The 26888-nt window shown below is 67.6% G+C and carries 19 protein-coding genes; 15 read left to right on the forward strand and 4 right to left on the reverse strand.

Annotation, left to right across the window (positions count from 1 at the left end):
- Positions 1–357 precede the first annotated feature (357 nt).
- Together ABIA73_RS19200 and ABIA73_RS19205 are read left to right on the forward strand one after the other, a co-directional pair.
- Positions 358–6537, forward strand: coding sequence for a CshA/CshB family fibrillar adhesin-related protein (locus ABIA73_RS19200; RefSeq protein ID WP_354276167.1), 6180 nt, complete (start codon positions 358–360; stop codon positions 6535–6537).
- Positions 6534–10235 carry a TonB-dependent receptor gene (locus tag ABIA73_RS19205; protein WP_354276168.1) on the forward strand — a complete coding sequence of 1234 codons (3702 nt, stop codon included), beginning with the start codon at positions 6534–6536 and terminating at the stop codon, positions 10233–10235. The genes ABIA73_RS19200 and ABIA73_RS19205 overlap by 4 nt, the downstream gene beginning before the upstream one ends.
- Before the next feature lie 88 nt (positions 10236–10323).
- On the opposite strand, the gene ABIA73_RS19210 is transcribed toward ABIA73_RS19205, so the two are convergent.
- Complete coding sequence (locus ABIA73_RS19210; RefSeq protein WP_025874874.1) at positions 10324–10683, reverse strand: response regulator; 360 nt, start codon at positions 10681–10683, stop codon at positions 10324–10326.
- Complete coding sequence (locus ABIA73_RS19215) at positions 10680–11834, reverse strand: two-component system sensor histidine kinase NtrB (protein WP_425599289.1); 1155 nt, start codon at positions 11832–11834, stop codon at positions 10680–10682. Before ABIA73_RS19215 ends, ABIA73_RS19210 begins: the two co-directional genes overlap by 4 nt.
- 151 nt (positions 11835–11985) lie before the next feature.
- Here ABIA73_RS19215 and ABIA73_RS19220 point away from each other — a divergent pair, with 151 nt between their 5' ends.
- From ABIA73_RS19220 to ABIA73_RS19240, 5 genes are all read left to right on the forward strand, one after another.
- Positions 11986–15084 carry a response regulator gene (locus ABIA73_RS19220; protein WP_354276169.1) on the forward strand — a complete coding sequence of 1033 codons (3099 nt, stop codon included), beginning with the start codon at positions 11986–11988 and terminating at the stop codon, positions 15082–15084.
- Positions 15081–15905 carry a CheR family methyltransferase gene (locus ABIA73_RS19225; RefSeq protein WP_032951761.1) on the forward strand — a complete coding sequence of 275 codons (825 nt, stop codon included), beginning with the start codon at positions 15081–15083 and terminating at the stop codon, positions 15903–15905. The genes ABIA73_RS19220 and ABIA73_RS19225 overlap by 4 nt, the downstream gene beginning before the upstream one ends.
- Positions 15905–16480, forward strand: coding sequence for a chemotaxis protein CheB (locus ABIA73_RS19230; RefSeq protein WP_025874869.1), 576 nt, complete (start codon positions 15905–15907; stop codon positions 16478–16480). The genes ABIA73_RS19225 and ABIA73_RS19230 overlap by 1 nt, the downstream gene beginning before the upstream one ends.
- Positions 16477–17616 carry a hybrid sensor histidine kinase/response regulator gene (locus ABIA73_RS19235; protein ID WP_025874868.1) on the forward strand — a complete coding sequence of 380 codons (1140 nt, stop codon included), beginning with the start codon at positions 16477–16479 and terminating at the stop codon, positions 17614–17616. Before ABIA73_RS19230 ends, ABIA73_RS19235 begins: the two co-directional genes overlap by 4 nt.
- Before the next feature lie 82 nt (positions 17617–17698).
- Positions 17699–18127: a BLUF domain-containing protein gene (locus tag ABIA73_RS19240; protein ID WP_025874866.1), complete on the forward strand. Its 429-nt coding sequence runs from the start codon at positions 17699–17701 to the stop codon at positions 18125–18127.
- 3 nt (positions 18128–18130) lie between these two features.
- On the opposite strand, the gene ABIA73_RS19245 is transcribed toward ABIA73_RS19240, so the two are convergent.
- Positions 18131–18418 carry an ArsR/SmtB family transcription factor gene (locus ABIA73_RS19245; RefSeq protein ID WP_033832118.1) on the reverse strand — a complete coding sequence of 96 codons (288 nt, stop codon included), beginning with the start codon at positions 18416–18418 and terminating at the stop codon, positions 18131–18133.
- Positions 18419–18535: 117 nt separating this feature from the next.
- Between ABIA73_RS19245 and ABIA73_RS19250 the strand changes: the two genes are divergently transcribed.
- The 3 genes from ABIA73_RS19250 to ABIA73_RS19260 all read left to right on the forward strand — a co-directional run bounded on the left by ABIA73_RS19250 (position 18536) and on the right by ABIA73_RS19260 (position 20499).
- Entirely contained in the window at positions 18536–18973 is a 438-nt protein-coding gene (locus tag ABIA73_RS19250) for a YeeE/YedE family protein (RefSeq protein ID WP_354276170.1), read from the forward strand.
- Positions 18970–19383 (forward strand): DUF6691 family protein, encoded by a 414-nt coding sequence (locus tag ABIA73_RS19255; protein WP_279207717.1) that lies wholly within the window; start codon positions 18970–18972, stop codon positions 19381–19383. Before ABIA73_RS19250 ends, ABIA73_RS19255 begins: the two co-directional genes overlap by 4 nt.
- Positions 19384–19446: 63 nt before the next feature.
- Positions 19447–20499 (forward strand): linear amide C-N hydrolase, encoded by a 1053-nt coding sequence (locus ABIA73_RS19260; RefSeq protein ID WP_218789209.1) that lies wholly within the window; start codon positions 19447–19449, stop codon positions 20497–20499.
- On the opposite strand, the gene ABIA73_RS19265 is transcribed toward ABIA73_RS19260, so the two are convergent.
- Complete coding sequence (locus ABIA73_RS19265) at positions 20496–21278, reverse strand: DUF6491 family protein (protein WP_032976084.1); 783 nt, start codon at positions 21276–21278, stop codon at positions 20496–20498. The two genes, ABIA73_RS19260 and ABIA73_RS19265, sit on opposite strands and share 4 nt — an antisense overlap.
- Before the next feature lie 81 nt (positions 21279–21359).
- Between ABIA73_RS19265 and ABIA73_RS19270 the strand changes: the two genes are divergently transcribed.
- The 5 genes from ABIA73_RS19270 to ABIA73_RS19290 all read left to right on the forward strand — a co-directional run bounded on the left by ABIA73_RS19270 (position 21360) and on the right by ABIA73_RS19290 (position 26874).
- Complete coding sequence (locus ABIA73_RS19270) at positions 21360–22079, forward strand: helix-turn-helix domain-containing protein (RefSeq protein ID WP_218789211.1); 720 nt, start codon at positions 21360–21362, stop codon at positions 22077–22079.
- Positions 22080–22146: 67 nt separating this feature from the next.
- Positions 22147–23097 (forward strand): DMT family transporter, encoded by a 951-nt coding sequence (locus tag ABIA73_RS19275; RefSeq protein WP_263929950.1) that lies wholly within the window; start codon positions 22147–22149, stop codon positions 23095–23097.
- A 138-nt stretch (positions 23098–23235) separates the two neighbouring features.
- On the forward strand, positions 23236–23373 hold the full coding sequence (locus tag ABIA73_RS19280; protein ID WP_164745120.1) for a hypothetical protein: 138 nt from the start codon (positions 23236–23238) through the stop codon (positions 23371–23373).
- 85 nt (positions 23374–23458) lie between these two features.
- Entirely contained in the window at positions 23459–25963 is a 2505-nt protein-coding gene (gene thrA / locus ABIA73_RS19285; protein WP_080148954.1) for a bifunctional aspartate kinase/homoserine dehydrogenase I, read from the forward strand.
- Positions 25960–26874 (forward strand): homoserine kinase, encoded by a 915-nt coding sequence (locus tag ABIA73_RS19290; protein WP_099783811.1) that lies wholly within the window; start codon positions 25960–25962, stop codon positions 26872–26874. The genes thrA and ABIA73_RS19290 overlap by 4 nt, the downstream gene beginning before the upstream one ends.
- The last annotated feature ends 14 nt before the right edge of the window (positions 26875–26888 follow it).

Consider the following 26888-nt stretch of genomic DNA (forward strand, 5'->3'; position numbering starts at 1 on the left):
GCGCGCCCCACGCCGGACGCGTCGCTCCGACTCCGAAAATGCGTGACGAATTGCCGGAAAGGGCGGTGCGGCTGCCGGATCCGTGCACGAGGCCCCGGGGGCCGGTTGCTACAACTGTGTTCGTGGGGCCGGCGCCAGATTTGGCAAACATAAACGTGACGCACATCACACAATTGTTTGTATTGTGTTATCTTCGTCACAGTTTTGCGAACCTGACCAACAGGGTCCAGGGACGGTTGTAGTCGCCACGGAACCGGCAGACACGCATTCGTACGCGTCTCCGGGTCCGGCAGAACCCTCCCCGGTACCCACTGAACAGCGGCTCCCCTGTGGGGCTGATGACGGGGAAAAACCAACATGTGGCAGTCGACGACGTCGCGCATCAGCGCGGGCGGTGAATCCGTTCATCCTGAAAAAAGTGCACATCCCGGCCGGACCGGGCGATGGCTGGCCGCCGGTCTGCTGTTGCTGCTGCTGTCGGTGGTGCTGCCATCGTCGGCCTGGGCTGCGGCCTACGCGACCGGCGGCACCAGCCCGTACCGCAACACGGTGCTGTGGCTGACCTGGGGTGGCGGCACGGACCTGGGCACTGCCGGGGTCACGCTCAACAATGGTGATACCTCGTCGATCTCGATGCCGGTGGCCGCGGGCATCAACCTCAGTGTCAGCTGCAGTCTGGCCAACATCAGTGGCGGCGGACTCCTGCAGAGCTATCGCCCGGGCAACTTCAGCGGCGACAGCCTGGACGACCTGTACAACGTCGGTGGCACTGGCGGCGCGAATCAGCTGATCGCGGGCATCTCGCGCAGCACGGGCACCTCCTCGTTCGAAATCAACTGCGTCTCGACCCTGGGCGGCGCACCGTATCGCCTGCGCGGCGTGGTGATGGCCGACGCCGAGTCGATCAACAACAGCGGCGAGTTCGTCGAAGCCAGTGCACTGGGCACCTGGAACGTGGTGGAGATGCGCAAGAACCTCAGCGCAGGTGCCTACAACGTGACCAAGTCCAGCAGCGGCGGCAACAGCGTGATCCGCTTCGGGCCGGGCAACGACAACAACACCGCTGCGGTCACCTTCCTCAACTTCGACAACGCCGCACACGCGCCGGGCAACCTCGCGGTGAACATGGGCTTCTCGATGCGCGGCGGCGGCACCACCGCCATCGCCATCGGCCTGCTGGTGCCGTACGCCGACTTCGGCGATGCGCCGCAGAGCTACGGCGACGCCATGCATGTGGTGGACGACCTTCAGTTCCGCCCGGATGGCCTGCCGGTCAACGCCACCCCCACCAACATCAACACCGCCGGCTATACGCCGGGTGGCCTGGCACCGCCGCTGACCGATTTCCTCGGCACGATGGGTCCGGATACCGAGCAGAAGAGCAGCTACAGCGCCGATGCGAAGGGTGACGACAACTTCCCTTCGGGCAATCCCAACGAAGAGAACGCCTGGCCGGCGAGCTACGTGCTGACGGTGATGCAGGCCGGTACCCAGATCAGCCAACCGGTGGCGTGCGTGGGCAGCGGCAGCGTGGCCGGCTGGATCGATTTCAATCGCAACGGCACATTCGACCCGGGCGAGCGCAGCAACATCGCTGCATGCAGTGGTGGCGGGGCCAACCTGAGCTGGACCGTGCCCGCGCAGGTAAGCGCAGGCAGCAGTTACGTGCGCCTGCGCTATGCGACCAATGCGGCGCAGATCCAGCAGCCGACCGGCGTGGCAGACGACGGCGAAGTGGAAGACCACCTGATCACCATCACCGCACCCGCGCTGAAGGTGGTGAAGAGCAACAATGCCACCGGCGGCATCTGGAACTACGGCCAGGCCGGCACCCAGTACACGCTGACGATCAGCAACACCACCAACGTGCCGACCGGCAATCCGCCGAACGTGCCGGCGGGTGTCATCACTGTGCGCGACCAGTTGCCGGCAGGGATCGTGCCGAACTGGACCGGTACCCTCAGCAGTGGCAGCTGGAGCTGTACGGCGAGCGGCCAGGCGGTGAGCTGCACCAGCAGCCAGGTACTGTCGGCAGCCGGCACCGCCGGTGACAGCAGCAGCTTCACCCTGCCGGTGACCGTGTCCGCATCGGCAAGCGGCCTGTTGCGCAACCACGCCAGCGTCGGCGGTGGCTACGATCCGTTCAATGGTGGCAATCCGCCCGCACCGGGCGAGGCCTGCACCGATGCCAACCATTGCACCCGCAGCGATGTGACCGTTCCGGTTACACGGGTGAGCTACGCGAAACGCTCCAACACCGCCGGTCCGGTGGCGGTGGGGGCGACGGTGAGCTACACCGTGGATGTCACCATTGCCGACGGCAACAGCCGCGACGTGCTGACCCTGACCGATACCCTCGGCACCGGTCTGGATTTCGCCAGCGTGACCAACGCGGGCGGCTTTACCTGCAACGCGGCCAATCCGCTGGTGTGCACGCTGCCAGCGGGCACCGTGCCGGGCACCTACAGCCTGACCTATGCGGCCACCGTCAACGCGCAGGCCAGCGGCCAGGTGGTCAACACGGTGGTGGGCACCGGCACCGACACTCCCACCTGCAGCAGCAACTGCACCACCACCACGCCGGTGGCGGCGCCGCGCATCTCGGTGTCCAAGGCAAGCACTACGGCCGGCCCGGTCGCAGTGGGCGACAGCGTTGCCTACACGGTGAGCGTGGTCGTGGCCGATGCGCGCACCACCGCTGCCGTCACATTGACCGATACCCTGGGCACTGGCCTGGACTTCGGCAGCATGACCAATGCCGGCGGCTTCATCTGCGTGCCCGGCAATCCGCTGGTGTGCACGCTGCCCGCCGGCACTGTGCCTGGCAGCTACGCGTTCTCCTATACCGGCGTCGTCAACGCACAGGCGGTTGGCCAGGTGCGCAATGCCGTAGTGCCGAGCGGTCCGGACAATCCGTCGTGCGTCGGCAGCTGTGATACCACCACGCCACTGGCCAGCCCGCAGGTCAGCTACGCCAAGCTGGCCTCCACCGGTGGACCGGTACGGGTGGGCGACAGCATCGGCTACACGCTCAGCGTGACCGTTGCGCGTTCGCGCACCACCGATGTGGTCACCCTGACCGATACGCTGGGCAGCGGCCTGGACTTCAGCAGCGTGACCAGCGCGGGCATCTTCACCTGCAATGCGGCCAACCCGCTGGTGTGCACGCTGCCGGCAGGGACGGTGCCGGGCACCTACAGCCTGAGCTATACCGCTACGGTCAATGCGCAGGCCAGTGGCACGGTACGCAATGCCGTGCTCGGCACCGGCACCGACACGCCCTCGTGCACGACCAACTGCGATACCACCACGCCAGTGGCGACGCCGGGCGTGAGCTATGCCAAGTCGGTGAACAGTGCCGGCCCCGTGTCGGTGGGTGACAGCCTGGCCTACACCTTGACCACGGTGGTGACCAACTCGCGCACCACCGACGTGGTGACGCTGACCGATACGCTGGGCAGCGGCCTGGATTTCGGCAGCGTGACCAGTGCCGGCGCCTACACCTGCAACGCGGCCAACCCGCTGGTGTGCACGTTGCCGGCCGGCACTGCGCCAGGCAGCTACAGCCTGTCGTACTCCGCAGTGGTCAACGCCCAGGCCACCGGCCAGGTGACCAACGCGGTGCTCGGCAGCGGTGGCGACAACCCGAGCTGCACCGTCAACTGCGATACCACCACCCCGGTGGCTGGCAGCCAGATCGACTATCGCAAGACCTCGGCCGCGGTCGGCTCGGTCAAGGTGGGTGACAGCATCGCCTACACCCTGACCGCTGTGGTCAGCCGCTCGCGCACCACCGCTTTATTCACCCTGACCGACACGATGGGGCAGGGCCTGGACTTCGGCACGGTCACCGCCACCACCGGCTTCACCTGCAATGCCGCCAACCCGCTGGTGTGCACGTTGCCGGCCGCCACCGCACCTGGCACCTACACGGTGAACTACACCGCGACGGTGAACGCGCAGGCCAAGGGCAGCGTCAGCAACGCCGTGCTTGGCAGCGGCACCGGTACCAACACCTGCACCACCGACTGCACCACCACCACCCCGGTGCTGGCGGCGACGGTCACCTACCGCAAGTCCTCCAGCACGGCATCGCCGGTCAACATCGGCGATGCGGTGGACTACAGTGTCGAGGTGGTGGTCGCCAACTCGCAGACCACCGATGTGTTCACCCTGACTGATACCCTGGGCGCAGGCCTGGACCTGCAGTCGGTGACCCAGCCAGGCGCCTTCACCTGCAATGCCAGTAATCCGCTGGTATGCACGCTGCCGGCAGGTACCGCACCCGGCACCTACACGCTGGGCTACCGCGCGCAGGTCAACGCGCAGGCCAGTGGCAGCGTCCGCAACGCGGTGCTGGGCAGTGGCGGCGACACCCCCAGCTGCTCGGGAACCTGCAGCACCGAGCACGTGCTGGCCGAGCCGCGCGTGGTGCTGGAAAAACTGTCCGGCCCTGCAAGTGGCAGTGAAGTGCGTCCGGGTGACCGGTTGCGCTACACCCTGCGGGCCACCGTCGAGCGCGCCTCGCTGCGCCAGCCGTTGCAGCTGCTGGATACGCCCGATGCGGGCCTGAGCGTGGACACGCTGCCGGCAGGCTGCGTGCAGCAGGGCACCGACATCGTCTGCACGCTGCCGACCGGTACTCCCGTTGGGCAACATGAATTCGTCTACCAGGCCATCGTCAACCAGGAAGCACGCACGGAAGTGCTCAACCGCCTGCGCGGCCAGTACCCGGATGGCTCGCCGCCACCGGAATGCACCACCTGCGAAACGCGGCACAAGGTGGTCTCGGACTTCGCGCTGCGCATCACCAAGACCGCCAACCCGCGGCTGGTGAAGGTGGGCGACCTGGTGCGCTACCAGCTGGTGGTCGAGAACGTCGGCAGCAGCCATTGGCGCGACGGCGTGGTGGTCGATACGCCGCCGCCGGGCTTCAGCTATGTGGATGGCTCGATGCGCGTGGCCGACGACGACGGTGCGTTCTCGCTGGGCGGTAGCCAGACACCGCTGCGCATCGGCGCGGTCGACATCGCCGTGGGCCGCAGTGCCACCATCACCTACCTGTTGCGGGTGGGCGCGGGCGTGCGTGCCGGCAACCACATCAACCAGGCCGTGGCTACTGCCGGCGACGGCACGCCGCTGTCGAACGTGGCGACCGCAGAGGTGCGCATGGATGCCGATCCGCTGCTGGAAGACAGCCTGGTGTTCGGCACCGTGTTCGATGACCGCGATGGCGACGGCTGGCAGGACAGTGCGGAACTGACCGGTGTTCGCGTGCAGGGCGGTTTCGCGCCTGCCGCGTACGTGCCGGGTTCGACAACGCTGGATCGTGGCGATGGACCGCAGCCGTTGGCCGACGCCAGCGCGCCCCTGCTGCATGGCGTGCAGGTGGGCGTGGTACACGGCCTGGCGTCTACGTCGGACACGGTCGAGAGCCATCAGGTGGTGATCCGCCAGCGCCTGCGCGAACTGTCCTTCACCGATGATTTCGTGCTGGAAAGCGCCCAGGGCCATCGCCTGCAGCTGGATGCGCAGGGTGTGGCAACCGTGCAGCGCAGTGGCGAGGCGGCCAAGGGCCTGACCGCGGCCGAGCCGACCGTGCATCGCGAGATCGCGCGGGTGGCCGAGGGCTATGAGGTGGCCTACGTGATCCGCAACAGTGGCATCCAGGAGCAGGGTATTCCCGGCGTGCGCCTGGCCACCGTAGAGGGCCTGCTGATCGAAACCGATCCGTTCGGTCGTTACCACCTGGCCGATGTGCACGGTGGCGATGCGCGGTTGGGCCGCAACTTCATCGTCAAGCTGGACCCGGCAACGGTACCGGCGGGTTCCGGACTGACCACCGAGAATCCGTTGCTGCGTCGGGTTACCCAGGGCGTGCCGACCCGCTTCAGCTTCGGCGTGCGCCTGCCGCCGTCGCCGCAGGCGGCCGCCGAGCGCGCCGAACTGGCGTTGGGCGAAGTGTTGTTCGCCCCGGGCAGCAGCGAGTTGCGTGCCAGCTATCGTCCGGTGCTGGCGAAGATGGCCGAGGTGGTCGATCGCTACCAGGGCGGTGACGTGGTGATTGCCGCCAACGGCGAAAGCCAGGCGTTGGCCTTCGCCCGTGCGGTGGCCGTGCGTGATGCGCTGCAGGCCGAAGTGGCTGAGGGTTCGCGCGCTGGCCTGACGGTGCAGCTGCGTACCGACGTGCGCGATCCGCACTCGCTGGTCGCTGGCGTTGATGCCGGCGGTGCGCTGCTGGGCAACGTGCTGTTCGACACCGACAAGGCGGTGATCCGCGAGGAGTTCAAGCCGCTGCTGGCTGCCATCGCCGCGCGCCTGGAGCAGATGGGGGGAGGCCAGGTCAGCCTGGTCGGCCATACCGATGTGCGTGGCAGCCACGCCTACAACCAGGCGTTGGGCCTGCGCCGTGCCAATGCCGTGTTCGAAGCGCTGCGCGTGCAGCTCAGCCCTGCCGTGCAGCAACGCCTGCGCGTGCGCAACGAGGAGACCGCCGCCACCCGCGCGGCGGCCCACCAACAGGAGGCCCGCCGATGAGCGCCCATCACTCTGTCGTCCGGCGTCCCGCCCGCCTGCACCGCGCTGCGTTGTACCAGGCGCTGCTGCTGGGTCTGGCAGCAACCGCACAGGCCGCGCCGCCGCCGGCCAACGACGCGTCCATCGATGGCGCGCCCATCCACTGCGAGGGCAACCAGTGCAGCGCCGCGGGCGACCTGCTGTTCACCCTGCGCTCGCGCAGCTTCGATGAGCCGGTGACCGAAGGCACGTCGACGCGCTCGTCATCGCAGGTACTGCAGCCGGACCGGCGCGTAAGCGTGGCGCTGGACGAGCCGGGCAAGGCGACCGTCCGCGGTGAATTCATGATCCGCCTGCCGGAAGGTGGCGCGATCTGGGCCACCGAAGACCCGGCCATGGGCCAGCCCGAGCTGTCGATCTCGGCGCCGGGCATGGTGGCGTTCGACCAGGGCCGCATCGTGCGTCCGGTCGAATTCTTCGTGCGTGGCAACTACACCGCGTTCATCAAACGTCTGGAGGTCAGCCTCTACCGCGGCAGCGACAGTGACCGGGTCGCGCCATTGGCGACCTTTGAACTGCCTGTGGCTGCGGTCGGGCAGGGCAGTTGGGACGGTACGCTGCCGGCGTCCACGCCGCTGCGTCGTGGCGACCGCCTGGTCTATGTGCTGCGCGCGTACGATGCCGAGGGCAATGTCGATGAGACCTCGGCGCAGTCCATGCAGCTGGTGACGCTGGCTGAAGTGGAGCGTGGCAACCAGCAGCTGCGTGACGCCCTGGAAGATCGGCGCGGCACGGCTGTCGATGCCAACCAGGCCGCTTCGTTGTCGCTGCTGGAGCAGGTGTTCGACAGCAACGGTCTTCGCCAGCAGAACATCCCGGTGTACGGCTCGCGCGTGCGCCTGCGGGGCCGTGACCTGCCGCTTGGCGCGGCACTGAAGATCAATGGCGAAAGCTATCCGCTGGACCAGGACCGCAAATTCGCCGCTGAATACCTGATGCCGATCGGTCACCACGTGTTCGACGTGCGGGTCGAGCGGCCCGACGCGCCGGCGATCGCACGCACGCTGGAGGTGGATGTCAGCGGCAGCTATCTGTTCGGTGTGGGCCTGGCCGATGTCACGGTGTACCAGAACAAGGCCAGTGGTGCGGGCCGCGATGTCGCCCGTGGCGAGCGCGATGACGATGTGCTCAGCGACGGGCGCCTGGCGTTCTATTTGAAGGCCAAGACGCGTGGCCGCTATCTGTTGACGGCGCAGGCCGATACCCAGAACCGGCCGCTGGACGAGCTGTTCACCGGTTTCACCACGGCCGATCCGCAGGACCTGTTCCGCAGCCTGGACCCGGACCTGTATTACCCCACCTATGGCGACGATTCGCTGACCCAGCGCGACGTCGACAGCATGGGCCGCTTCTACCTGCGCATGGACTGGGACAAGAACCAGGCGCTGTGGGGCAACTACAACACCGGGCTGAGCGGCACCGAGTACGCCCAGTACGTGCGTTCGCTGTACGGTGCGGCGCTGTCGTGGCGCTCACGCGGCGCCAATGCCTGGGGCGATGCGCAGACCGAACTGCGCCTGTTCGGTTCGCAGGCCGAGACCGCGCCGGGCCACAGCGAGTTCACCGGCACCGGCGGCAGCCTGTATTACCTGCGCCACGCCAGCATTCTGCGCGGCTCGGACCAGGTGGTGCTGGAGATCCGTGACCGCACCACCGGCCGTGTCGAACAGCGGGTGTCGCTGGTGCGCGGTGCCGACTACGAGATCGACGCGTTGCAGGGGCGCATCCTGCTGACCCGGCCGCTGGCCCAGGTCAGCCGCGAGAACCTGCGCCGGATCAGCCGCGACGTGCCGCTGGATGGCTACGAGCAGCGCCTGATCGTCGACTACGAATGGGTGCCGACCGGCTTCGACAATGACGACATCACCGCCGGCGTACGTGGCAAGCACTGGTTTGGCGATCACGTGGCGGTGGGGGCCACCTATGTGGACGAACAGCGCGCTGGGCAGGACTATTCGCTGCGCGGTGCGGACCTGACCCTGCAGGCCGGGCGTGGTACCTACCTGAAGGTCGAGCACAGCCGCAGCGAGGCGACCAGTGCGCCGGTGTTCTTCTCCGACAACGGTGGCCTGAGCTTCACCCGCCTCAACCCCGAGGGTCCGCGCGAAGGCGAGGCGACCGCGGTGGAGGCACGGGTGAACCTGCGCGAGCTGGGCTGGACCCAGCGCGACTGGAGTGCCGGCGCCTGGTGGCGGCAGGTCGAGGGAGGCTATTCGGTGGGCCGCTTCGACACCGGCCAGCGCGTGCGCGAACAGGGCGCCGAACTGCTGGGCTACGTGACCGACGATTTCAGCCTGTATGCGCGTTACAGCGAAGCACGGCGCGGCAATGACTCGTTGATCCAGGCCCAGGCCACCGCCGAATGGCGGATCGGTGACAACGACCGCGTGTCGGCCGAGCTGCGCCGGGTGCAGGAGGACCGCGGCATCGGCAGCAATGCCGGTGTGCTGGCGGCAGCGCGCTACACCCATCGCATCGGCACCGCGCTGGACATCTATGGCGGCGGTCAGCTGACCGTCGATGACGATCATGGCCGCTACGCGGACAATGATGCGGTGGTCGCCGGTGGTACCTACACCTTCGCCAACCTGTCCACGATCGGCGCGGAGGTGAGCGATGGTGATCGGGGCAGTGCCGCGCAGGTCAATGCCGAGTACAAGCTGACCCCGCAGCACAGCTTCTATGGTGCGTTCACCCAGTCCACCGACCGCAGTGAATACGACCCGCTGTTCAGCCCGAATGCGCAGGATGGCTGGACGCTGGGCCAGCGCTGGCGCCTGTCCGACCAGGTCAACGTGTTCAACGAGAGCCAGTTCCTCAAATCCGGCCAGGAATCCGGCCTGGCCAACACGTTCGGCATGGATTTCTATCCGGCGGTGGGCTGGAACGCGGGCTTCACCCTCAGCGACGGCAAGCTGGATGCGAGCAGTGGCCAGGTCGACCGCAAGGCCGTCAGCCTGTCCGGCGGCCGCACGTCGCCGGGTACCGACTGGCAGAGCAAGCTGGAGTGGCGTCGCGATACCGGTGCCGAGCGCCGCACGCAATGGGTCAGCACCAACCGCCTCAGCCACCGTCTCAATGACAGCTGGCGGATCGCTGCGCGGTTCAACTACGCCGACACCGACGATGCGATCAACCCGGTGGCCGGCGCCCGCTTCATCGAGGGCAATCTCGGCTTTGCCTACCGCCCGTGGGACAATGACCGCTGGGCGCTGTTCGGCCGCTACAGCTATCTGTACGACCTGTCGACGATGGGCCAGGTCAACGGCGTGGACTACGACCAGCGTACCCAGGTGTTGTCGCTGGAAGGTGTGTACCGCATCGACCAGCGCTGGGAAGTGGCGGCCAAGCTGGCCCGACGCGAAGGCGAGGTCCGCTATGGCCGGGGCACCGGTCCGTGGTTCGATTCAGCCACGAACTTCGGTGCAGCACAGCTGCGCTATGACCTGTACTACCAATGGCATGGCCTGCTGGAGTACCGCCTGCTGGACGTGCGGGACGGCGGTCGCCGGCAGGGTTGGCTGGCCGGCGTGGACCGCGACGTCGGCCGCAACTTCCGGGTTGGCGTGGGCTACAACTTCACCGACTTCAGTGACGATCTGACGAAGTTCGACTACACCCACCGCGGCTGGTACCTGAACCTGGTGGGTCGCTATTGAGGACCGGGCAACGCCAGGCCATGCCTGGCGGGGCCGCGGCGGTCGCTACCCAGTAGTGCCAGGCCATGCCTGGCAGGGCGGCAACAGCTCACGCCTGCCTGAGCAGCTCCACCAGCTGCCGCAGCCGGTAAGGCTTGGGCAGGAATTCCACCTGCTCGGGCAGCGGCGGCAACTGCGAGCGTGCGTAGCCGGAAGAAAGGATCATCCGCGCCTGCGGCTGGTCGCGCGCCACATGCTCGCTCAGCTCGATGCCCGACATGCCGTTGGGCATGCTGATGTCACTGAACACCACGTCGAAACGCGTATCGCCCTGCAGCAGTGCGACCGCTTCCTGCGCATCGGCCGTGGTAGCCACGTCGATGCCGAAGTCGCGCAGGGCCAGGCCGATCATTTCGCGCAGATCGGTCTGGTCCTCCACCATCAGTACGCGGATCGGATCATCGGTCATGGGTTGGGTTCCTCTGTGGCGGGTAGCAGCAGGCTGACCGTGGTGCCAACACCGGGCGTGGTGGACACGTCTACGAAGCCGCCGCTCTGGGTGGTGAATCCGAACACCTGGCTCAGGCCCAGACCGCTGCCCTTGCCGATGTCCTTGGTGGTGAAGAAAGGTTCGGTCGCGCGCTCGGCGATGTCCGGGGCCATGCCGTGGCCCTCATCGCAGACGCTCAACGTCACATAGGTCCGTTGCCGGGATGTGTCGGCGTCGGGGTCCATGCGGTGCTCCAGCGCGGTGGCGATCAATACCCGGCCGCCACCAACGGTGGCGTCCGCAGCGTTGCCGACCAGGTTGGCGAGCGCGGTCTGCAGCTGAACGGTATCGCTGAGTATCGCAGGCAGTCCCCCGGCCAGTGCGGTTTCCAGGGTGACGCCGGCAGGGCAGGTGGCCTGCAGTGCCGGCAGCCAGTCGCGGATGCGCGCATTGATGTCCAGCGTTTCGCGGATCAGGGTCTGGCCGGTGCTGAAGGCCAGCAGCTGCCGGGTCAGCAGCGCGCCACGATCGCTGGCCGCCTGCGCGGTGGTCAGCAGGGTGTTGGCACGCTCGTCATCGCCCATCCGTGCCGACAGCAGGTCCAGCGCATTGACGATGGTGGTCAGCAGGTTGTTGAACTCATGGGCAAGGCCGCGGCTGAGCTGGCCGACCGTCTCGAACTGCTGGGTCTGGCGCAGCGCCCGCTGCGCATCGCGCAACAGCCGTTGCGCCTGCCACTGTTCGGTGATGTCGCGGGTGATCTTGACGAAGCCCACGAGCTCACCGTTCTCGACCACCGACTCGATGACCACGCTGGCACGGAAGGGAGACCCATCTCGGCGCACCCGCCAGCCTTCGGCGGCATGGTGTCCGCATTCCGCCGCCAGCCGCAGCAGGCGCTGTGGCTCTCCCGTATCGCGATCAGCGGGCAGGTAGAAGCGGCCGAAGTGGGTGCCGATGACTTCTTCCGACCGGTAGCCCTTGATGCGTTCGGCGCCGGGATTCCAGCTGCAGACGATGCCATCGGGATCGAGCAGGTACAGCGCATGGTCGCGCACGCTGTCGATCAGCAATCGCAGCTGTCGGGAAGGGTCCGTCAGCACGGACGGCGTCGAAGCGGCAGCGACCACGATGAAATGCGTATTACCTCTGTCAGGCACGAGAACGTAGGCAGTGGAGTGTGAAGAGGGCGTGCATGCGACGCCTGTGCCATTGGTCGTATGCGGCTGAATGCGACAAGGAGTAACATCAGCCCCCTTTTCCAAACTGGAACCGACCTGCATGCGTCCTGGTGCGACTACGCGTGACCGCTGGATCTGGATGACGTCGGCGGTACTGGTGGCGGCTACGGCCGCGCTGGAACTGGTGGTACCCCTGGGCTATGCCGTGTGGCTGGCCTATTTCATGGCCATCGGCGTCACTGTGTTCCAGCGCAGCGCCCGGGTGCCGTTCGTGGTGGCTGTCAGCGCCTGCGTGCTGCTGGCGGTGGGCTACAACGTGGCGCCGGCCAGCAACAACTCATCCTTCTCGTTCGTCAACCGGTCGATCGGTGGCGCGGCTTTCCTGATGATCGCACTCATCGCCTCGCGTGCCATCCAGGCGCGACGCGAGGCGATGCGTGCGCTGTGGCTGCAGGAGGCGGAGAACGCGGTGGCGCTCAGCCTGCGCGGTGAGCTCGGGCCGGAACAGATCGCCGAAGCGGCGGTGTCGACGCTGGCGACCCAGCTGGGTGCCGATGTCGGTGCGCTCTACCGGCTGGAAGGCGGACGCCTGCAGCTGACCGGTGGGCTGGCGTTGCCGAACGGCATCCCGGCCACGTTGGGCCTGCAGGAAGGGGTGGCAGGGCAGGTGGCCCGCGACCAGCGGGCGCGGCATCTGCAGGGGGATGAAGCGGCGCCGCTGGAGCTGCAGACCAGCCTGGGGCGCGTGCCCGTGCGTGAACGGATCCTTGCCCCGGTCAGCAGCGACGGCGCGATCGTGGGCGTGCTCGAGCTGGGCCGAGCGGCTGTCGGTGAGCAGCGGGCGCTGGATGACGAGCTGCTGCTGCGCTGCGCCGAGACCATCGGCATGGCCCTGCGCACCTCGATGCTGCGCGCACAGCTGGTGGTGCTGCTGGAAGAGTCGCAGCGCCAGGGCGAAGAACTGCAGGCACAGCAGGAAGAGCTGCGGGTTGCCAATGAGGAGCTGGAAGAGCAGAGCCGCAGCCTGATGCAGTCGCAGACGCATCTGGAACAGCAGCAGGCCGAGCTGGAACAGAGCAACGTGCAGCTGGAAGAACGCACCCACGAGCTGGAGGCGCAGAAGCAGGCGCTGCTGGTGGCGCAGGGGCAGCTGGTGCGCAACAGCAATGAACTGGCCGCCACCTCGCGCTACAAGTCCGAGTTCCTGGCCAACATGTCGCACGAGCTGCGCACCCCGCTGAACAGTTCGCTGATCCTGGCCAAGCTGCTGGCCGACAACAAGGACGGCTTGCTCAGCGACGAGCAGGTCAAGTACGCCCGCGCCATCCTGTCGTCGAACAACGACCTGCTGGCGCTGATCAACGACATCCTGGACCTGTCGCGCATCGAAGCAGGGCACGTCGAACTGGCCGACGAAGTGGTGGTGGTCGACAGCGTGCTGCAGCGACTGCGCGAAACCTTCGAGCCGATGGCGCGGCAGAAGGGCCTGACGCTGCAGATCGAGTCCGATGGCCTGGCCCCCAGCCAGCTGGTGGCCGACAACCAGCGCCTGCAGCAGATCCTGAAGAACCTGCTGGCCAATGCGGTCAAGTTCACCGAGCACGGCAAGGTGAGCCTGCACGTTCGCAGCGGCGGCAATGGCCGGATCCGATTCGAAGTGGCCGACAGCGGCATCGGCATTGCACGCGACCAGCTGCAGCTGATCTTCGAAGCATTCCGCCAGGCCGATGGCAGCACCCGCCGCCGTTACGGCGGCACCGGCCTGGGCCTGTCGATCTCGCGTGACCTTGCGGTGCGCATGGGCGGTGACATCCAGGTGGACAGCGAGCCGGGCCGCGGCAGCTGCTTCATTCTCGAACTGCCGCTGCAGGGCGCGCCGGCAGCCGAGGCCGCCGCAGGCGGCGCAGCGCCGGTGCCGGTGCAGCCCGTACCCGCCACCCCCGTGGCACCAGCCCCCCTTGACCAGCGGTCCAGTGCGGCGCCGGTGGCAGCGGTGGCCGATGACCGTGGCCGCCGCCGCCATGCGGGACGCTTGATCCTGGCCGTGGAGGACGATGCGGTCTTCGCCGAAGCCCTGGTGACGCTGGCGCACGAGCTTGATTTCGACTGCGTGGTGGCCACCACGGCCGAAGAGGCGCTGGCGCTGGCGGCGGACCTGCGTCCCAACGGCATCCTGCTGGACATCGGCCTGCCCGACGTTTCGGGCCTGACCGTGCTCGAACGGCTCAAGCGCAACCCCGACACCCGGCACATTCCGGTGCATGTGGTCTCGGGCATGGACCGCGGCCAGGTGGCACGCGAACTGGGCGCGATCGGCTTTGCGATCAAGCCGACCACGCGCGAGCGCCTGGTGGCTGCCATCGAACAGCTTGAACAGACCAGCCAGCGCGACGTGCGGCGCCTGCTGATCGTGGAGGACGACAACGATCTGCGCCGCAACCTGGAACTGCTGCTGGGCCGTGATCAGCTGCAGATCGCTGCTGTCGGTACGCTTGCCGCAGCGGTGGAGCAGCTGAGCACGGTCACCTTCGACTGCATGGTGATGGACCTGTCGCTGCCCGACGGCAGTGGCTACGACCTGCTCGAGCACATGGCAGGCAACGATGATGTCGGCTTCCCGCCGGTCATCGTCTATACCGGCCGTGCCCTCAGCCGCGAAGAAGAGCAGCGCCTGCGCCGCTACTCCAAGAGCATCATCATCAAGGGTGCACGCTCGCCCGAGCGCCTGCTCGACGAGGTGACGCTGTTCCTGCACAGCGTGGAGGCCAACCTGCCCAGCGACCAGCAGCGCCTGCTGCGCGAAGCGCGCCGCCGCGACACCGTGCTCGATGGACGCACCGTGCTGCTGGCCGAGGACGACGTGCGCAACATCTTCGCGCTGTCCAGCGTGCTGGAGCCGCTGGGGGTGACGCTGGAGATCGCCCGCAATGGCCAGGAGGCCGTCGACCGCCTGGCCCAGCGCGAGGTGGACCTGGTGCTGATGGACATCATGATGCCGGAGAAGGATGGCCTGCAGGCGATGCGCGAGATCCGCGCGCAGCGCCACCTGCAGGACCTGCCGATCATCGCGCTGACCGCCAAGGCCATGCCCGATGACCGTGAACGCTGCCTGCAGGCCGGTGCCAACGACTACATCGCCAAGCCCATCGACGTGGACAAGCTGGTATCGCTGTGCCGGGTCTGGTGCTCGCGGCAATGAACGAGCAGGCGCTGTTCGACCTGGAGCTGAAGGTACTGCTGGAAGCGCTGTACCAGCGCTACCACTACGACTTCCGCAGCTATGCGGTGTCCTCGCTGCGCCGTCGCGTCAGCCAGGCCATGCAGCGCTACGAGTGCGAGCGCCTGTCGGACCTGCAGCATCGGCTGCTGCACGAGCCGGAGCTGTTCGCGCAGGCGATGCAGTTCTTCACCGTGCAGGTTTCGGAGATGTTCCGTGACCCGGAATATTTCCGGCAGATGCGCGAACAGGTGGTACCGGTGTTGCGCACCTACCCCTCGGTGAAGCTGTGGGTAGCCGGCTGCAGTACCGGCGAGGAAGTGTGGTCGCTGGCGATCCTGCTGCACGAGGAAGGCCTGCTTGAGCGCAGCATCGTCTACGCCACCGACATCAACCCCGCGGCACTGGCCACGGCTGAGGCCGGCGCCTACGGCATCGACCGCCTGGCCCAGTTCAGCCGGAACTACCTTGCCGCCGGCGGCACCGCTTCACTGTCGGACTATTACAGCACCGCTTACGACGGCGCGGTCTTCGACCGCCAGCTGCGCCGCAACGTGGTGTTTGCCGACCACAGCCTGGCCACCGACACGGTGTTTTCGGAAGTGCACCTGGTGTCTTGCCGCAACGTGCTGATCTATTTCAACCGCGACCTGCAGGATCGGGCGGTGGGCCTGTTCCGCGAAGCCCTGGTGCATCGCGGCTTCCTCGGCCTGGGCAGCAAGGAGTCGCTGCAGTTCGGTCGCCATCACGATGCGTTCGAAGCCTGTTCGCGGGAGCACCGCCTGTACCGGAAGGTGGCCTGATGGCGGCGATGTCCCACCCTGACGTGGTGGTGATCGGCGCATCGGCCGGTGGCGTGGCCGCCCTGCAGATCGTGCTGGGTGCGTTGCCGGCCACCCTGCCGGTGCCGGTGCTGGTGGTGCTGCACCTGCCGCGCGACCGTTCCAGCCGCATCGCCGAGGTGCTGGCGCCGTACTGCACGTTGGTCCTGCGCGAAGCGGAGGACAAGCAGCCCTTGCAGGCCGGAACGGTGACGTTCGCGCCGCCGGACTACCACCTGCTGGTGGAGGACACGCAGGCCATCGCATTGTCGATGGACGAACCGGTGTTGTTCTCGCGGCCGGCCATCGATCCGCTGTTCGAATCGGCCGCAGCCGCGTTCGGCACGGGGGTGCTGGCGATCCTGCTGACCGGTGCCAGCAGCGATGGCAGTGATGGCGTGGCCGCAGTGCGCGCCGCTGGCGGCCAGGCCTGGTTGCAATGCCCCGAGGAGGCCGAGGCATCGATGATGCCGGCCTCTGCCCTGCAGCATGCCGGCGCCGACGCCGTGCTGCCCCTTGAACTGATGTGCCGCCGCCTGAAGGAGTTGTTTGCATGAACCTGCTGCCGCCGGACCCTGCCCAGTCGCAGGCGCCGGTCAACCTGCTGATCGTCGACGACGTGCCGCAGAACCTGGTGGCCATGCAGGCGCTGCTGCGCCGCGAGGGCGTCAACCTGTTGCTGGCGGACTCTGGCGCGCAGGCGCTGGAGCTGCTGCTGGAGCATGAGGTAGCGCTGGCGCTGCTGGACGTGCACATGCCGGAGATCGACGGTTTCATGCTGGCCGAGCTGATGCGTGGCTCGCAGCGCAGCCGGGATGTGCCAATCATCTTCCTGACCGCCTCGCCGGATGATCCGTTGCGGGTGTTCAAGGGCTACGAGACCGGCGCGGTGGATTTCCTGCACAAGCCGGTGGCGCCGCAGGTGATCCTCAGCAAGGTCAATGTGTTCATCGAGCTCTACCAGCAGCGGCAGCTGCTGAAGGCGCGCAACGAAGCGCTGGAGCGCGCGTTGAAGCTCAACGAGACCATGGCGGCGGTGCTCACCCACGACCTGCGCACGCCGCTGTCGGCCATCCTGCTGTGTGCCGACAAGCTGTCGCTGGAACTGCCGGACGACAATGCAGGCGCGCAGCAGACACTGAGCTACCTGGAGGCCAGCACGCTGCGGATGGCACGCATGGTCGAGCAGCTGCTGGACTTCTCGCGGATCCGCAGCGGTGGCCTGCGCCTGCAGAGCAGCGTCTGTGACCTGGCCGAGGTGACGCGTGCGGTGCTGGTCGAGGCCGGTGCCGGCCATCGAAGCGATCGGATCGCGCTGGACGTCCGTGGCGATTCGACGCTGCAGGGCGACATGGATCGCCTTGGTCAGATCGTCGCCAACCTGGTCGGCAACGCACTCACCCATGGCGCCGACGCGACGGTGCAGGTGCAGGTCGATGGTGGCGATGCACGGGTGGTTGCGCTGCGCGTTCGCAACACCGGCCATGTCGATGAGGCGTTGCTGCCGCGCCTGTTCGAACCCTTCAAGGCCAGCTTCCACCAGAGCAACGGGCTCGGGCTGGGGCTGTACATCGTTGACCAGTTCGTGCGTGCGCATGGGGGCCAGTTGAGCGCGCGCAACGAGGCAGGGCACGTGGTGTTCGAGGCGCTGCTGCCTCGTCGATCCGATTTGCGCAGTCCGGCGGTTTCCTGAATTCTTCAGCTGGCGCGTGAGCGAACTGAGACGGGCTCGTCCGCAACTGCTACCGTGGCACTACTCTTGCAAAGGAAGCTCCATGCCACTGCGCGCCATCGCCTATGTCAGCCAGGCCAAGCCGGATCTGTCTGCCGCACGTCTGCAGACGCTGGTCGAGGATGCCTCGCGCTTCAACAAGATGGCAGGGGTGACGGGTGTGCTGCTGCATGACGGCGAACGCTTCCTGCAGTACATCGAAGGCCCGCCTGATGGCATCGATTCGGTCTATGAGCGCATCCTGCAGGCCGGCAGCCATGTCGACATCGTCGAGCTGGCGCGTGGCCGGCTGGGCCAGCGCCAGTTTCCGTACTGGGCAATGCGCGGGCTGCCGGTCGACGCCGCGCTGCTGCGTCAGCTTTCCGCAGGCGACTGGTCGGGATTCGCCCGCTCGGTGAACGGTGACAGCGTCGTGCTTACGGCGGTGGATCTGTTGGCCGAGGTTGTGCGGCCGGTACTCAGCGCGGGTTGACCGCTAACGTTGCGGGGCGCAGTACGCCGCGTGCAATGCCTGCAGCACCCCCAGCGCCGGACCCTCCAGCAGCCGATAGTGCAGTGTCTGTGCCTGCCGCCGCGTTGCCACCACCTCCAGATTGCGCAGCACGGCCAGATGCTGTGACAGCGCCGATGCGCTCAGGCCAGTCAGGGCCTGCAGTTCCGGCACCGGTGCTTCGCCTTCCACCAGGCGACACAACACGCGCAGTCGCGCCGGGTGTGCCAGCGATTTCAGCAGGGCAGCCGCTTGTGCGGCATGCGTAGCCATCGCGGCACTGTCGGTGGTGATGCTGGGCACGGCTTGACCCGGTAGTTCAGGAAAGTCTAATTTAGAGAAATCTAAATTGAAGGGCAAGCCGATGCGCGCGATGCAGAGGGGCAGGGCATGAACCTGCCATGGGCGGCAATTGCAGGCGGCGGCCTGATCGGTGTGTCGGCGGTGCTGCTACTGGCCACGCTCGGTCGGGTGGCGGGCATCAGCGGTATCGCTGCTGGCGCCGCTGCCGCGCCGCGCGGTGATCGTGGTTGGCGCTGGGCTTTCCTGCTCGGACTGATGTCGGCGGCGGCAGCGGTGTTGAGTTGGCAGGCGGGTGCAGGACAACCACCACACGCCTTGCTGCGCGACGCGCTGCCGGCCTGGCAATTGATCGCTGCCGGTGTCCTGGTGGGCCTGGGTACGCGGCTGGGCAACGGCTGCACCAGCGGCCACGGTGTCTGTGGCCTCGCCCGTGGATCGCGGCGATCGCTGGTGGCGGTGCTGGTGTTCATGGCCTGCGCGATGCTCACCACGTTCCTGCTACGTCACGGCGGAGGCCTGGCATGAGCCGCAGGTTGTGGGCGGCAGGTCTGGCCGGCGGCCTGTTCGGTGCCGGCCTCGCGCTGGCCGGCATGACCGACCCGCGTCGCGTGCTGGGGTTCCTTGATGTGGCTGGCGACTTCGATCCCACGCTGGCCTGGGTGCTGGCGTCGGCGCTGCTGGTCAGCGCACTGGGTCAATTCTGGCTGCGGCGGCGGCAGCGGCCATGGTGCGCCGAACGTTTCGAGCTGCCGGCGGCGCAGGCTGTCGACACGCGGTTGCTGCTGGGTGCGGCGCTGTTCGGTGTCGGCTGGGGCTGGGTCGGCTATTGCCCGGGGCCCGCGCTGGCCGCGTTGGCGGTGGGCGCGCGCGAAGCCCTGTGGTTCGTGCCAGCAATGGCTGCCGGTTTCTGGCTGCATGATCGCTGGCTGCGCTGAGGCTTCACGTTCGTCTCACCGTTGCGGGGTTCAGATCACCTTTCCCGGGGAACGGAGGACGACATGGCACGGATGAAATGGAAAGGCGGCGCGTTGCTGGCGGCGGCACTGGCGACGGCGGCAACGCCGGCGATGGCCTGCACGCGCGCGGTGTATCTGGGCGACAACGGCGACGTCATCACCGCCCGCTCGATGGACTGGAAAGTGGACGTGGCCACCAATCTCTACGTGTTGCCGCGTGGCATTGCGCGCACCGGAAAGGCGGGGCCGGGGTCGATCGCCTGGACTGCACGCTACGGCAGCGTGGTGGCCACCGGCTATGACATTTCCACCACCGATGGCATGAACGAGAAGGGCCTGGTCGCCAACCTGCTGTGGCTGGTCGAGTCGGAGTACCCGGCCCAGCGCAGCGGCAAGCCCGGCCTGTCCATCTCGTTGTGGGCGCAGTACGTGCTGGATAATTTCGCGACGGTGGAAGAGGCGGTGACCGCGCTGCAGCGCGAACCGTACTCGATCGTCACCGACAAGGTGCCGGGCGAGGACCGCCAGGCGACGCTGCATCTGTCGCTGTCCGACGCCACGGGTGACAGCGCGATCGTCGAATACATCGGCGGGCGCCAGGTGATCCACCATGATCGGCGCTATCAGGTGATGACCAATTCGCCGGTCTTCGACCAGCAGCTGGCATTGAACAGCTACTGGCAGCAGATCGGTGGCACGGTGATGCTGCCGGGCACCAACCGTTCGGCCGACCGCTTCGCGCGGGCCTCCTTCTACATCAACGCGATTCCGAAAGCGGAAGATCCGGTGGAGGCGCTGGCCAGTGTGTTCAGCGTGATCCGCAACGTGTCGGTACCGTTCGGCATCACCACGCCGGGCGAGCCCAACATCTCGTCCACCCGCTGGCGTACGGTCGCCGACCACAAGCGGCGCCTGTATTTCTTCGAGTCGGCACTGACGCCCAACACCTTCTGGGTCGACCTGACCAAGGTCGATTTCGGCGGAAAGGTGCTCAAGCTCGATCTCGGCCGTGACCAGCGCAATACCTTCGCCGGCGATGCACTGGGCCATTTCGTGCCCAGCGCACCGTTCACCTTCCTCGGCGTCGACGGCTAGTTCGACGCCTGGCTGGAGGCCGGGTAGACCGCCTGGATCGTGCAGGCGCCGCGGCGGGTGAAGCGGGGCAGCGGCGCCACCGCGTCGCTGCGCTCGTCGAAGCTGGCGAAATCGGCCGTAACCACGCGGTCGCCGGGGTTGCCGCAGATCAGGCCGTTCTGCATGCCGGATTGGAAGCTCAATTCCGGTGAGCGGTCGAGCTGGAGGCAGTGGCTGCCCAGTTCAACACGGTAAAAGCGATGGCCGCCGCTACGCAGCGGGTTGGTTTCCACCAGCATGCCCTGCGTGTCGGACGACCAGCCGCGCACATTGCGGGTGGCGAAGCAGTACGAGGCCGAGCCGCCGAAGCCGCGACGGACGTCCTTGCGTTGGCGGATCGTCAGGGCGGGCAGGGTGGCCGTGCGCAGGCTGTCGCTGTCGCGGGCCACGCTGGCATAGTCGCGGGCCTGGACCGGGGTGACTGCACTGACGGCACAGCTGTGGCCATCGACCACAACGCGCTCGCTGGGACGACCGCAGGCCCAGCCGGCGGGTGCTTCCAGCTTCAACGTGGTGGCTGCGCGGACGCCGGGGCAATCCTCGGCGAAGTCGATGCGATAGGCTTGGCCGGAGGCGGCACGCAGCGCGATCGAGCGCGGTGATGCCTGCTCCACTTCCTGGACGCCGACAGCGTCCATGCAGTGCGGGGCCGGTGGCATGCGTTCCTGTGCCGAAGCCGTGGCGGTGAGCACCAGCGCGAGGCTGGCGGCCAGTACCATGGATGCGTGCCTGTAAGTCATGTCCTGCACTCCCTGCGTTGGATGACGGGCCGACTATAGCAGCGGTTTGCACGGCAAGTGTTACACGCGCAGACTGCTCGGATGGGCGCCATCTTCCATCTACGGCACTACGGTCAGGCCACCGGCCTGGATCGCCACGGCTATGCGCAGTGGGTGCTGCCGCTGCAGGGTGAGCTGCAGTTCGAGATGGAGGGCAGGGGCGGCCGTCTTGACCTGCTGCAGGGAGCATTCGTGGCGGCCGGCGAAGCGCACGACCAGATGGCCGAGGGTCCCAACGGTTTCGTGATTGTCGACTGCGGGCCGGGCGTGCTCGATGACGCGACCCAGGAGCACCTGTGCCGGCAGCGCTGGCTGCATCTCCCGCTGTCGCTGCGGCAGCGGCTTGCCCAGGTGCAGACGGGCCGGCCTGTGCCAGCGCTGCTACCGGAACTGCTGCGGGTCTTCGCGCCTGCCGGTAGTGGTGCGCGCCTGCAGGGCCTGTGCGCTGCGGTCGAGGCGATGCCGGGGCATGCGTGGTCGGTAGCGCGCATGGCTGCCTTTGTCGGCATCAGCGAAAGCCGCCTGCATGCGGTGTTCCGGCGTGAGTTCGGGCTCAGCCCGCAGGCGTGGCTCAGTGCCAGCCGCCTGCGCTGGGCCAAGCACCAGTTGCGGGTCAGCCAGGCATCGATCAGCGATATCGCACTGGCCGCAGGGTATTCCGAGCAGAGTGCACTGACCCGTGCGCTGCGCCGCGAATGCGGGCAGACGCCGGCGGCATGGCGGCGAGCCACACCCAACGCTGCGGAAGCGAACCGGCAGTAGCCTCGGTCAAGACCGGCCGGCAAGGGGCCGCTTACACTGCGCGGCCCGTTCTTGCTGTGAACCTGCAATGCGCAACAACCCGATTGCCCTGGGCATCGCCAATGGCATCGCCGCCGGTGCGCTGTGGGGCGTGGTCTTCCTCGCGCCCGCCGTGTTGAGCTCGTTCAATGCCCTGCAGCTTTCCGCCGGCCGCTATCTGGTCTATGGCCTGATCGCCGTGGTCCTGCTGCTGCCGCGCTGGAAGCGGCTGGCGCCGAAGCTCGGTCGCGCTGAGTGGATCGGCCTGTTGTGGCTCAGCCTGGCCGGCAACCTGGTGTACTTCCTGCTGTTGGCCACGGCGGTGCAGTGGGCCGGTGGCGCCGCTGCTTCGTTGATTGTCGGCCTGATTCCGGTCGTGGTCACCCTGGTGGGCGTGCGCGAGCAGGGTGCGGTGCCGTTGAAGCAGCTGCTGCCGGCGCTGGCGCTGTGCGTGCTCGGCGTAGCGATGGTCGGCTGGGAGGCGCTGATGTCCGAGCATCTGGGCACGCCTTGGCGGCAACGCCTGATCGGCCTGCTGTGCGCGTTCGGTGCGTTGTTCTCGTGGGCGCTGTATTCCATCGGCAACAGCCGCTGGCTGTCGCGGCGGCCCGACCTTTCCAGCCACGACTGGTCACTGCTGACCGGCGTCACCACCGGCGGGTTGTCGCTGCTGCTGGTGCCGATGGCGTTCAGTGGACACAACCAGGCGCATACGGCTGCGCAATGGGGTGGGTTCTGGGCCATCAGCGCCGGCGTGGCGGTGGTCGCCTCGATCCTCGGCAATGCGTTCTGGAACCGGGCCAGTCGCCTGCTGCCGCTGACCCTGACCGGGCAGATGATCGTGTTCGAGACCCTGTTCGCGCTGCTGTACGCCTTCGCCTGGCAGCGGCGCTGGCCCAGCCTGCTGGAACTGCTGGCGATCGTGCTGCTGGTGGGCGGGGTGCTGTTGTGCGCGCATGCGCATCGCACGCCGCGCGCAATCACCGAACATGTCGGCTGAATCGACGCACTGAGGCCGACGATCACCCGTTGGTCTCAGTTGCAACCAAATGCCGGCACGTTGGCCGATGATCGCCGCAAAGAAATATTGCGCCGCAACACTTGACAGCAACCATCGCGGCGGTGTTTTCTGTAGCCCATGGTCCTTGATGCCGCCAACGCCCGCCTGATCGCCCCCGCTACCGCGGGCCGTTCGACTGCGCCGGTCGCCATCACCACCACCATTACCACCACCACCGTCACCACTGCCCTGGTGCGGCCCGTCGTCTTCGTGTAACTCCCGAAAACAACGGCCCCGCACCATCCAGGTGACGGGGAAACTCGACCACCTGCATGCGACGGGGCCTCCAACCGAGGTCTGCATGTCTTCCATCGCTCCCGCCCATTCGCCTGCCGCGTCCGCATTGGCCGCGCCGTCCACTGTCGTGCACAAGTTCGGCGGCACCTCGGTGGCCGACGCCGAGCGCTATCGCCATGTCGCCGGCCTGCTGCTGGCCCGCCCCGAGTCGTTGCAGGTCAGCGTGGTCTCGGCCATGAAGGGGGTTACCGATGCGCTGATCGAACTGGCACACCTGGCAGCCCAGGGCGATGCCGGCTGGCAGGAGGCGTGGCATGCGCTGCGCGCGCGGCATCGGGGTGCCGCGGTAGCGCTGCTGGGTGAGCAGGTGGGCGATACCGTGGACTGGATCGATGCACGTTTCGACCAGTTGGCCGAGGTGCTGGCCGCGCTGGCGGTGATCGGCGAACTGCCACGCGAGGTGCTCGACCGCGTGCAGGGCCTGGGCGAAGTGTTCTCCGCACAGTTGCTTGGTACCCACCTGCGCGCGCTGGGCGAGGACTGCGCGGTGCTGGATGCACGCGATGTGCTGGTGGTCGGCCACGGCGAACTGGGCGTGGATGTCGACTGGGATGCCAGTGCCGGCCGCCTTGCCGCGTGGCGGCTGCAGCACCCGCAGTCGCGCGTGGTCGCCACCGGTTTCGTCGCCCGCGACCGCCAGGACCGCGTCACCACGCTGGGCCGCAACGGCAGTGACTACTCCGGCGCGATCTTCGCCGCACTGTTCGCCGCCGATGAACTGCATATCTGGACCGACGTCGACGGCGTGCTGTCGGCCGACCCGCGGCTGGTGCCGGAGGCCGTGCAGCTGCACGCGCTGAGCTACGACGAGGCCTGCGAGCTGGCCTATTTCGGGGCGAAAGTGGTGCATCCGCAGACGATGTCACCGGCGATCCGGCTGGGCCTGCCGATCTTCATCCGCAATACCTTCCAGCCCAGCCATCCGGGTACGCGGATCAGCGCCGAGCGCTCGCCACGTGGCCCGGTGAAAGGGCTGACGCTGAGCACGGATCTGGCCCTGCTGAACCTGGAAGGCACCGGCCTGATCGGCGTGCCGGGTACCGCCGAACGGGTGTTCGCCGCGCTGCGCCAGGCACAGGTCTCGGTGGTGATGATCTCGCAGGGCTCTTCCGAACATTCGATCTGCTGTGTTGTCCGCGCAGGCGAAGCGGCGCGTGGTCGCGATGCCGTGGTGCAGGCGTTCTCGCACGAGCTGGCCGCCGGCCAGGTGCAGCGCGTGCAGGTCAGCGAGGGCGTCAGCGTGCTGGCCGCCGTCGGCGATGGCATGGCGGGCCAGCCGGGTGTGGCTGCACGGCTGTTCGAATCGCTGGGCCGGGCGCAGGTGAACATCCTTGCGATCGCGCAGGGGTCCTCCGAACGCAACATCTCGGTGGCGGTGGCAAGCGCCGACGCGACCCGCGCGCTGCGTGCCGCGCATGCCGGGTTCTGGCTGTCGCCGCAGACGTTCGCGGTGGGGGTGATCGGTCCGGGCAATGTTGGCGCTGCGCTGCTGGACCAGCTGCTGGCGGCGCGCCCGCAGTTGCTGGCCAAGGCCAATGTCGATCTGCGCCTGCGCGCGCTTGCGTCACGCTCGCGCATGCGCCTGGAGGCCGATGGCCTGCATGAAGACTGGCGCCAGGCGCTGCAGGACGCCGGCCAGGCCAGCGATCTGGACCACTTCACCGAGCACCTGCTGGCCGCGCATCTGCCGCACGCGGTGGTGATCGACTGCAGTGGCAGTGCAGAGGTTGCCGAGCGCTATGAAGGTTGGCTGGCCGCCGGCATCCATGTGGTGACCCCGAACAAGCAGGCTGGCGCCGGTCCGCTGGCACGCTACCAGCGCATCCGCGCGGCGGCGGCGGCCAGTGGTGCGCGCTTCCGCTACGAGGCCACGGTGGGTGCCGGCCTGCCGGTGATCACCACGCTGCGTGACCTGGTGGATACCGGAGACGAAGTGCTGGCGATCGAAGGCATCTTCTCCGGCACGCTGGCCTGGCTGTTCAATCGTTTTGACGGCAGCCAGCCGTTCTCGGCACTGGTCGCGCAGGCGCGCTCGATGGGCTACACCGAGCCGGATCCGCGCGACGACCTGTCCGGTGTGGATGTTGCGCGCAAGCTGGTGATCCTGGCCCGCGAGGCCGGTCACGCGCTCAGCCTGGAGCAGGTGCAGGTGGAGAGCCTGGTGCCAGCGTTGCTGCGCGAAGGAAGCGTGGACGATTTCATGGCCCGCCTGGGTGCCTCCGATGAGGCGCTGCTGGCCCGGCTGCACGATGCCCGCCAGCGCGGTGCGGTGCTGCGCTATGTCGCGCGGCTGGGGCCGGATGGCGCGTCGGTCGGGTTGCAGGAGCTGCCGGCCGACCACGCGTTCGCCAACCTTCGGCTGACCGACAACGTGGTGCAGTTCCGTACCCGCCGCTACTGCGACAACCCGCTGGTGGTGCAGGGCCCGGGCGCGGGCCCGGAAGTCACCGCTGCCGGCGTGTTCGCTGATCTGCTGCGGGTGGCGGCCGGCGAAGGAGCGCGGCTGTGATCGCACGCGCTTTCGCACCCGCATCGGTGGCCAACGTGGCGGTCGGCTTCGACATCCTGGGCCACGCCATCGCCGGTATCGGCGATACGGTGAGCGTGCGCCGCATCGACGAACCGTTGGTGCGCATCGATGCGATCCGTGGCAGTGCGGTCGAACTGCCGCTGGATGCACCAGGCAATACCGCCGGCGCCGCGCTGATCGCACTGCGTGCAGCGCTGGGGCTGGGCTTCGGTTTCGCCATCGAGATCGACAAGGGCATTCCGTTCGGCTCCGGCATGGGCGGATCGGCGGCCTCCTGCGTGGCCGCGCTGGTGGCAGCCAATGCACTGCTGGACGCACCACTGCCGCGCGACGCGCTGTATCCGTTCGCACTGGATGGCGAAGCCGTCGCCAGCGGTGGCCGCCATGGTGACAACGTCGGCCCGCTGCTGCTGGGCGGCGTGGCGCTGTGCACGGCTGATCGCCTGGTGCCGATTCCGGTGCCGGCCAGCTGGCACAGCCTGCTGGTGCATCCGCATGCGGTGCTGGAGACCCGGCGGGCACGACAGGCGCTGCAGGGCAGCTATGCGCTGGGCGAATTCGTCGCGCAGAGTGCCCACCTGGCGCTGGTGTTGAGCGGTTGCCATCGCAGCGATGCCTCGCTGGTGCGCGCCGGCCTGCGCGATGTGCTGGTGGAACCGCGGCGGGCGGGCCTGATCGTGGGCTTCGACGCGGCACGCGATGCTGCACTGGCCGCCGGCGCGATGGGCGCGGGCATTTCCGGCGCCGGGCCCAGCGTCTTTGCCTGGTTTGAAGATGCCGACCAGGCGCGCGCGGCAGCGCAGCCGGTGCGTGCGGCGTTTGCCGCTGCCGGCTTCGACAGTGATGCCTGGATCTCGCCGCTGGATGCACCCGGAGCCTGCTTGTGCTGAATCCTTCCTCCCTA

Source organism: Stenotrophomonas sp. 2694 (assembly GCF_040548715.1).
GTDB lineage: Bacteria > Pseudomonadota > Gammaproteobacteria > Xanthomonadales > Xanthomonadaceae > Stenotrophomonas > Stenotrophomonas indicatrix.

Coding starts and splice junctions, on each gene's coding strand:
- ABIA73_RS19230 (WP_025874869.1), top strand. CDS start 15,905: ATGGCGGCGATGTCCCACCCTGACGTGGTGGTGATCGGCGCATCGGCC.
- ABIA73_RS19200 (WP_354276167.1), top strand. CDS start 358: ATGTGGCAGTCGACGACGTCGCGCATCAGCGCGGGCGGTGAATCCGTT.
- ABIA73_RS19205 (WP_354276168.1), top strand. CDS start 6,534: ATGAGCGCCCATCACTCTGTCGTCCGGCGTCCCGCCCGCCTGCACCGC.
- ABIA73_RS19275 (WP_263929950.1), top strand. CDS start 22,147: ATGCGCAACAACCCGATTGCCCTGGGCATCGCCAATGGCATCGCCGCC.
- ABIA73_RS19220 (WP_354276169.1), top strand. CDS start 11,986: ATGCGTCCTGGTGCGACTACGCGTGACCGCTGGATCTGGATGACGTCG.
- ABIA73_RS19240 (WP_025874866.1), top strand. CDS start 17,699: ATGCCACTGCGCGCCATCGCCTATGTCAGCCAGGCCAAGCCGGATCTG.
- ABIA73_RS19210 (WP_025874874.1), bottom strand. CDS start 10,683: ATGACCGATGATCCGATCCGCGTACTGATGGTGGAGGACCAGACCGAT.
- ABIA73_RS19255 (WP_279207717.1), top strand. CDS start 18,970: ATGAGCCGCAGGTTGTGGGCGGCAGGTCTGGCCGGCGGCCTGTTCGGT.
- ABIA73_RS19250 (WP_354276170.1), top strand. CDS start 18,536: ATGAACCTGCCATGGGCGGCAATTGCAGGCGGCGGCCTGATCGGTGTG.
- ABIA73_RS19245 (WP_033832118.1), bottom strand. CDS start 18,418: ATGGCTACGCATGCCGCACAAGCGGCTGCCCTGCTGAAATCGCTGGCA.
- ABIA73_RS19235 (WP_025874868.1), top strand. CDS start 16,477: ATGAACCTGCTGCCGCCGGACCCTGCCCAGTCGCAGGCGCCGGTCAAC.
- ABIA73_RS19260 (WP_218789209.1), top strand. CDS start 19,447: ATGGCACGGATGAAATGGAAAGGCGGCGCGTTGCTGGCGGCGGCACTG.
- ABIA73_RS19270 (WP_218789211.1), top strand. CDS start 21,360: ATGGGCGCCATCTTCCATCTACGGCACTACGGTCAGGCCACCGGCCTG.
- ABIA73_RS19225 (WP_032951761.1), top strand. CDS start 15,081: ATGAACGAGCAGGCGCTGTTCGACCTGGAGCTGAAGGTACTGCTGGAA.
- ABIA73_RS19265 (WP_032976084.1), bottom strand. CDS start 21,278: ATGACTTACAGGCACGCATCCATGGTACTGGCCGCCAGCCTCGCGCTG.
- thrA (WP_080148954.1), top strand. CDS start 23,459: ATGTCTTCCATCGCTCCCGCCCATTCGCCTGCCGCGTCCGCATTGGCC.
- ABIA73_RS19280 (WP_164745120.1), top strand. CDS start 23,236: ATGGTCCTTGATGCCGCCAACGCCCGCCTGATCGCCCCCGCTACCGCG.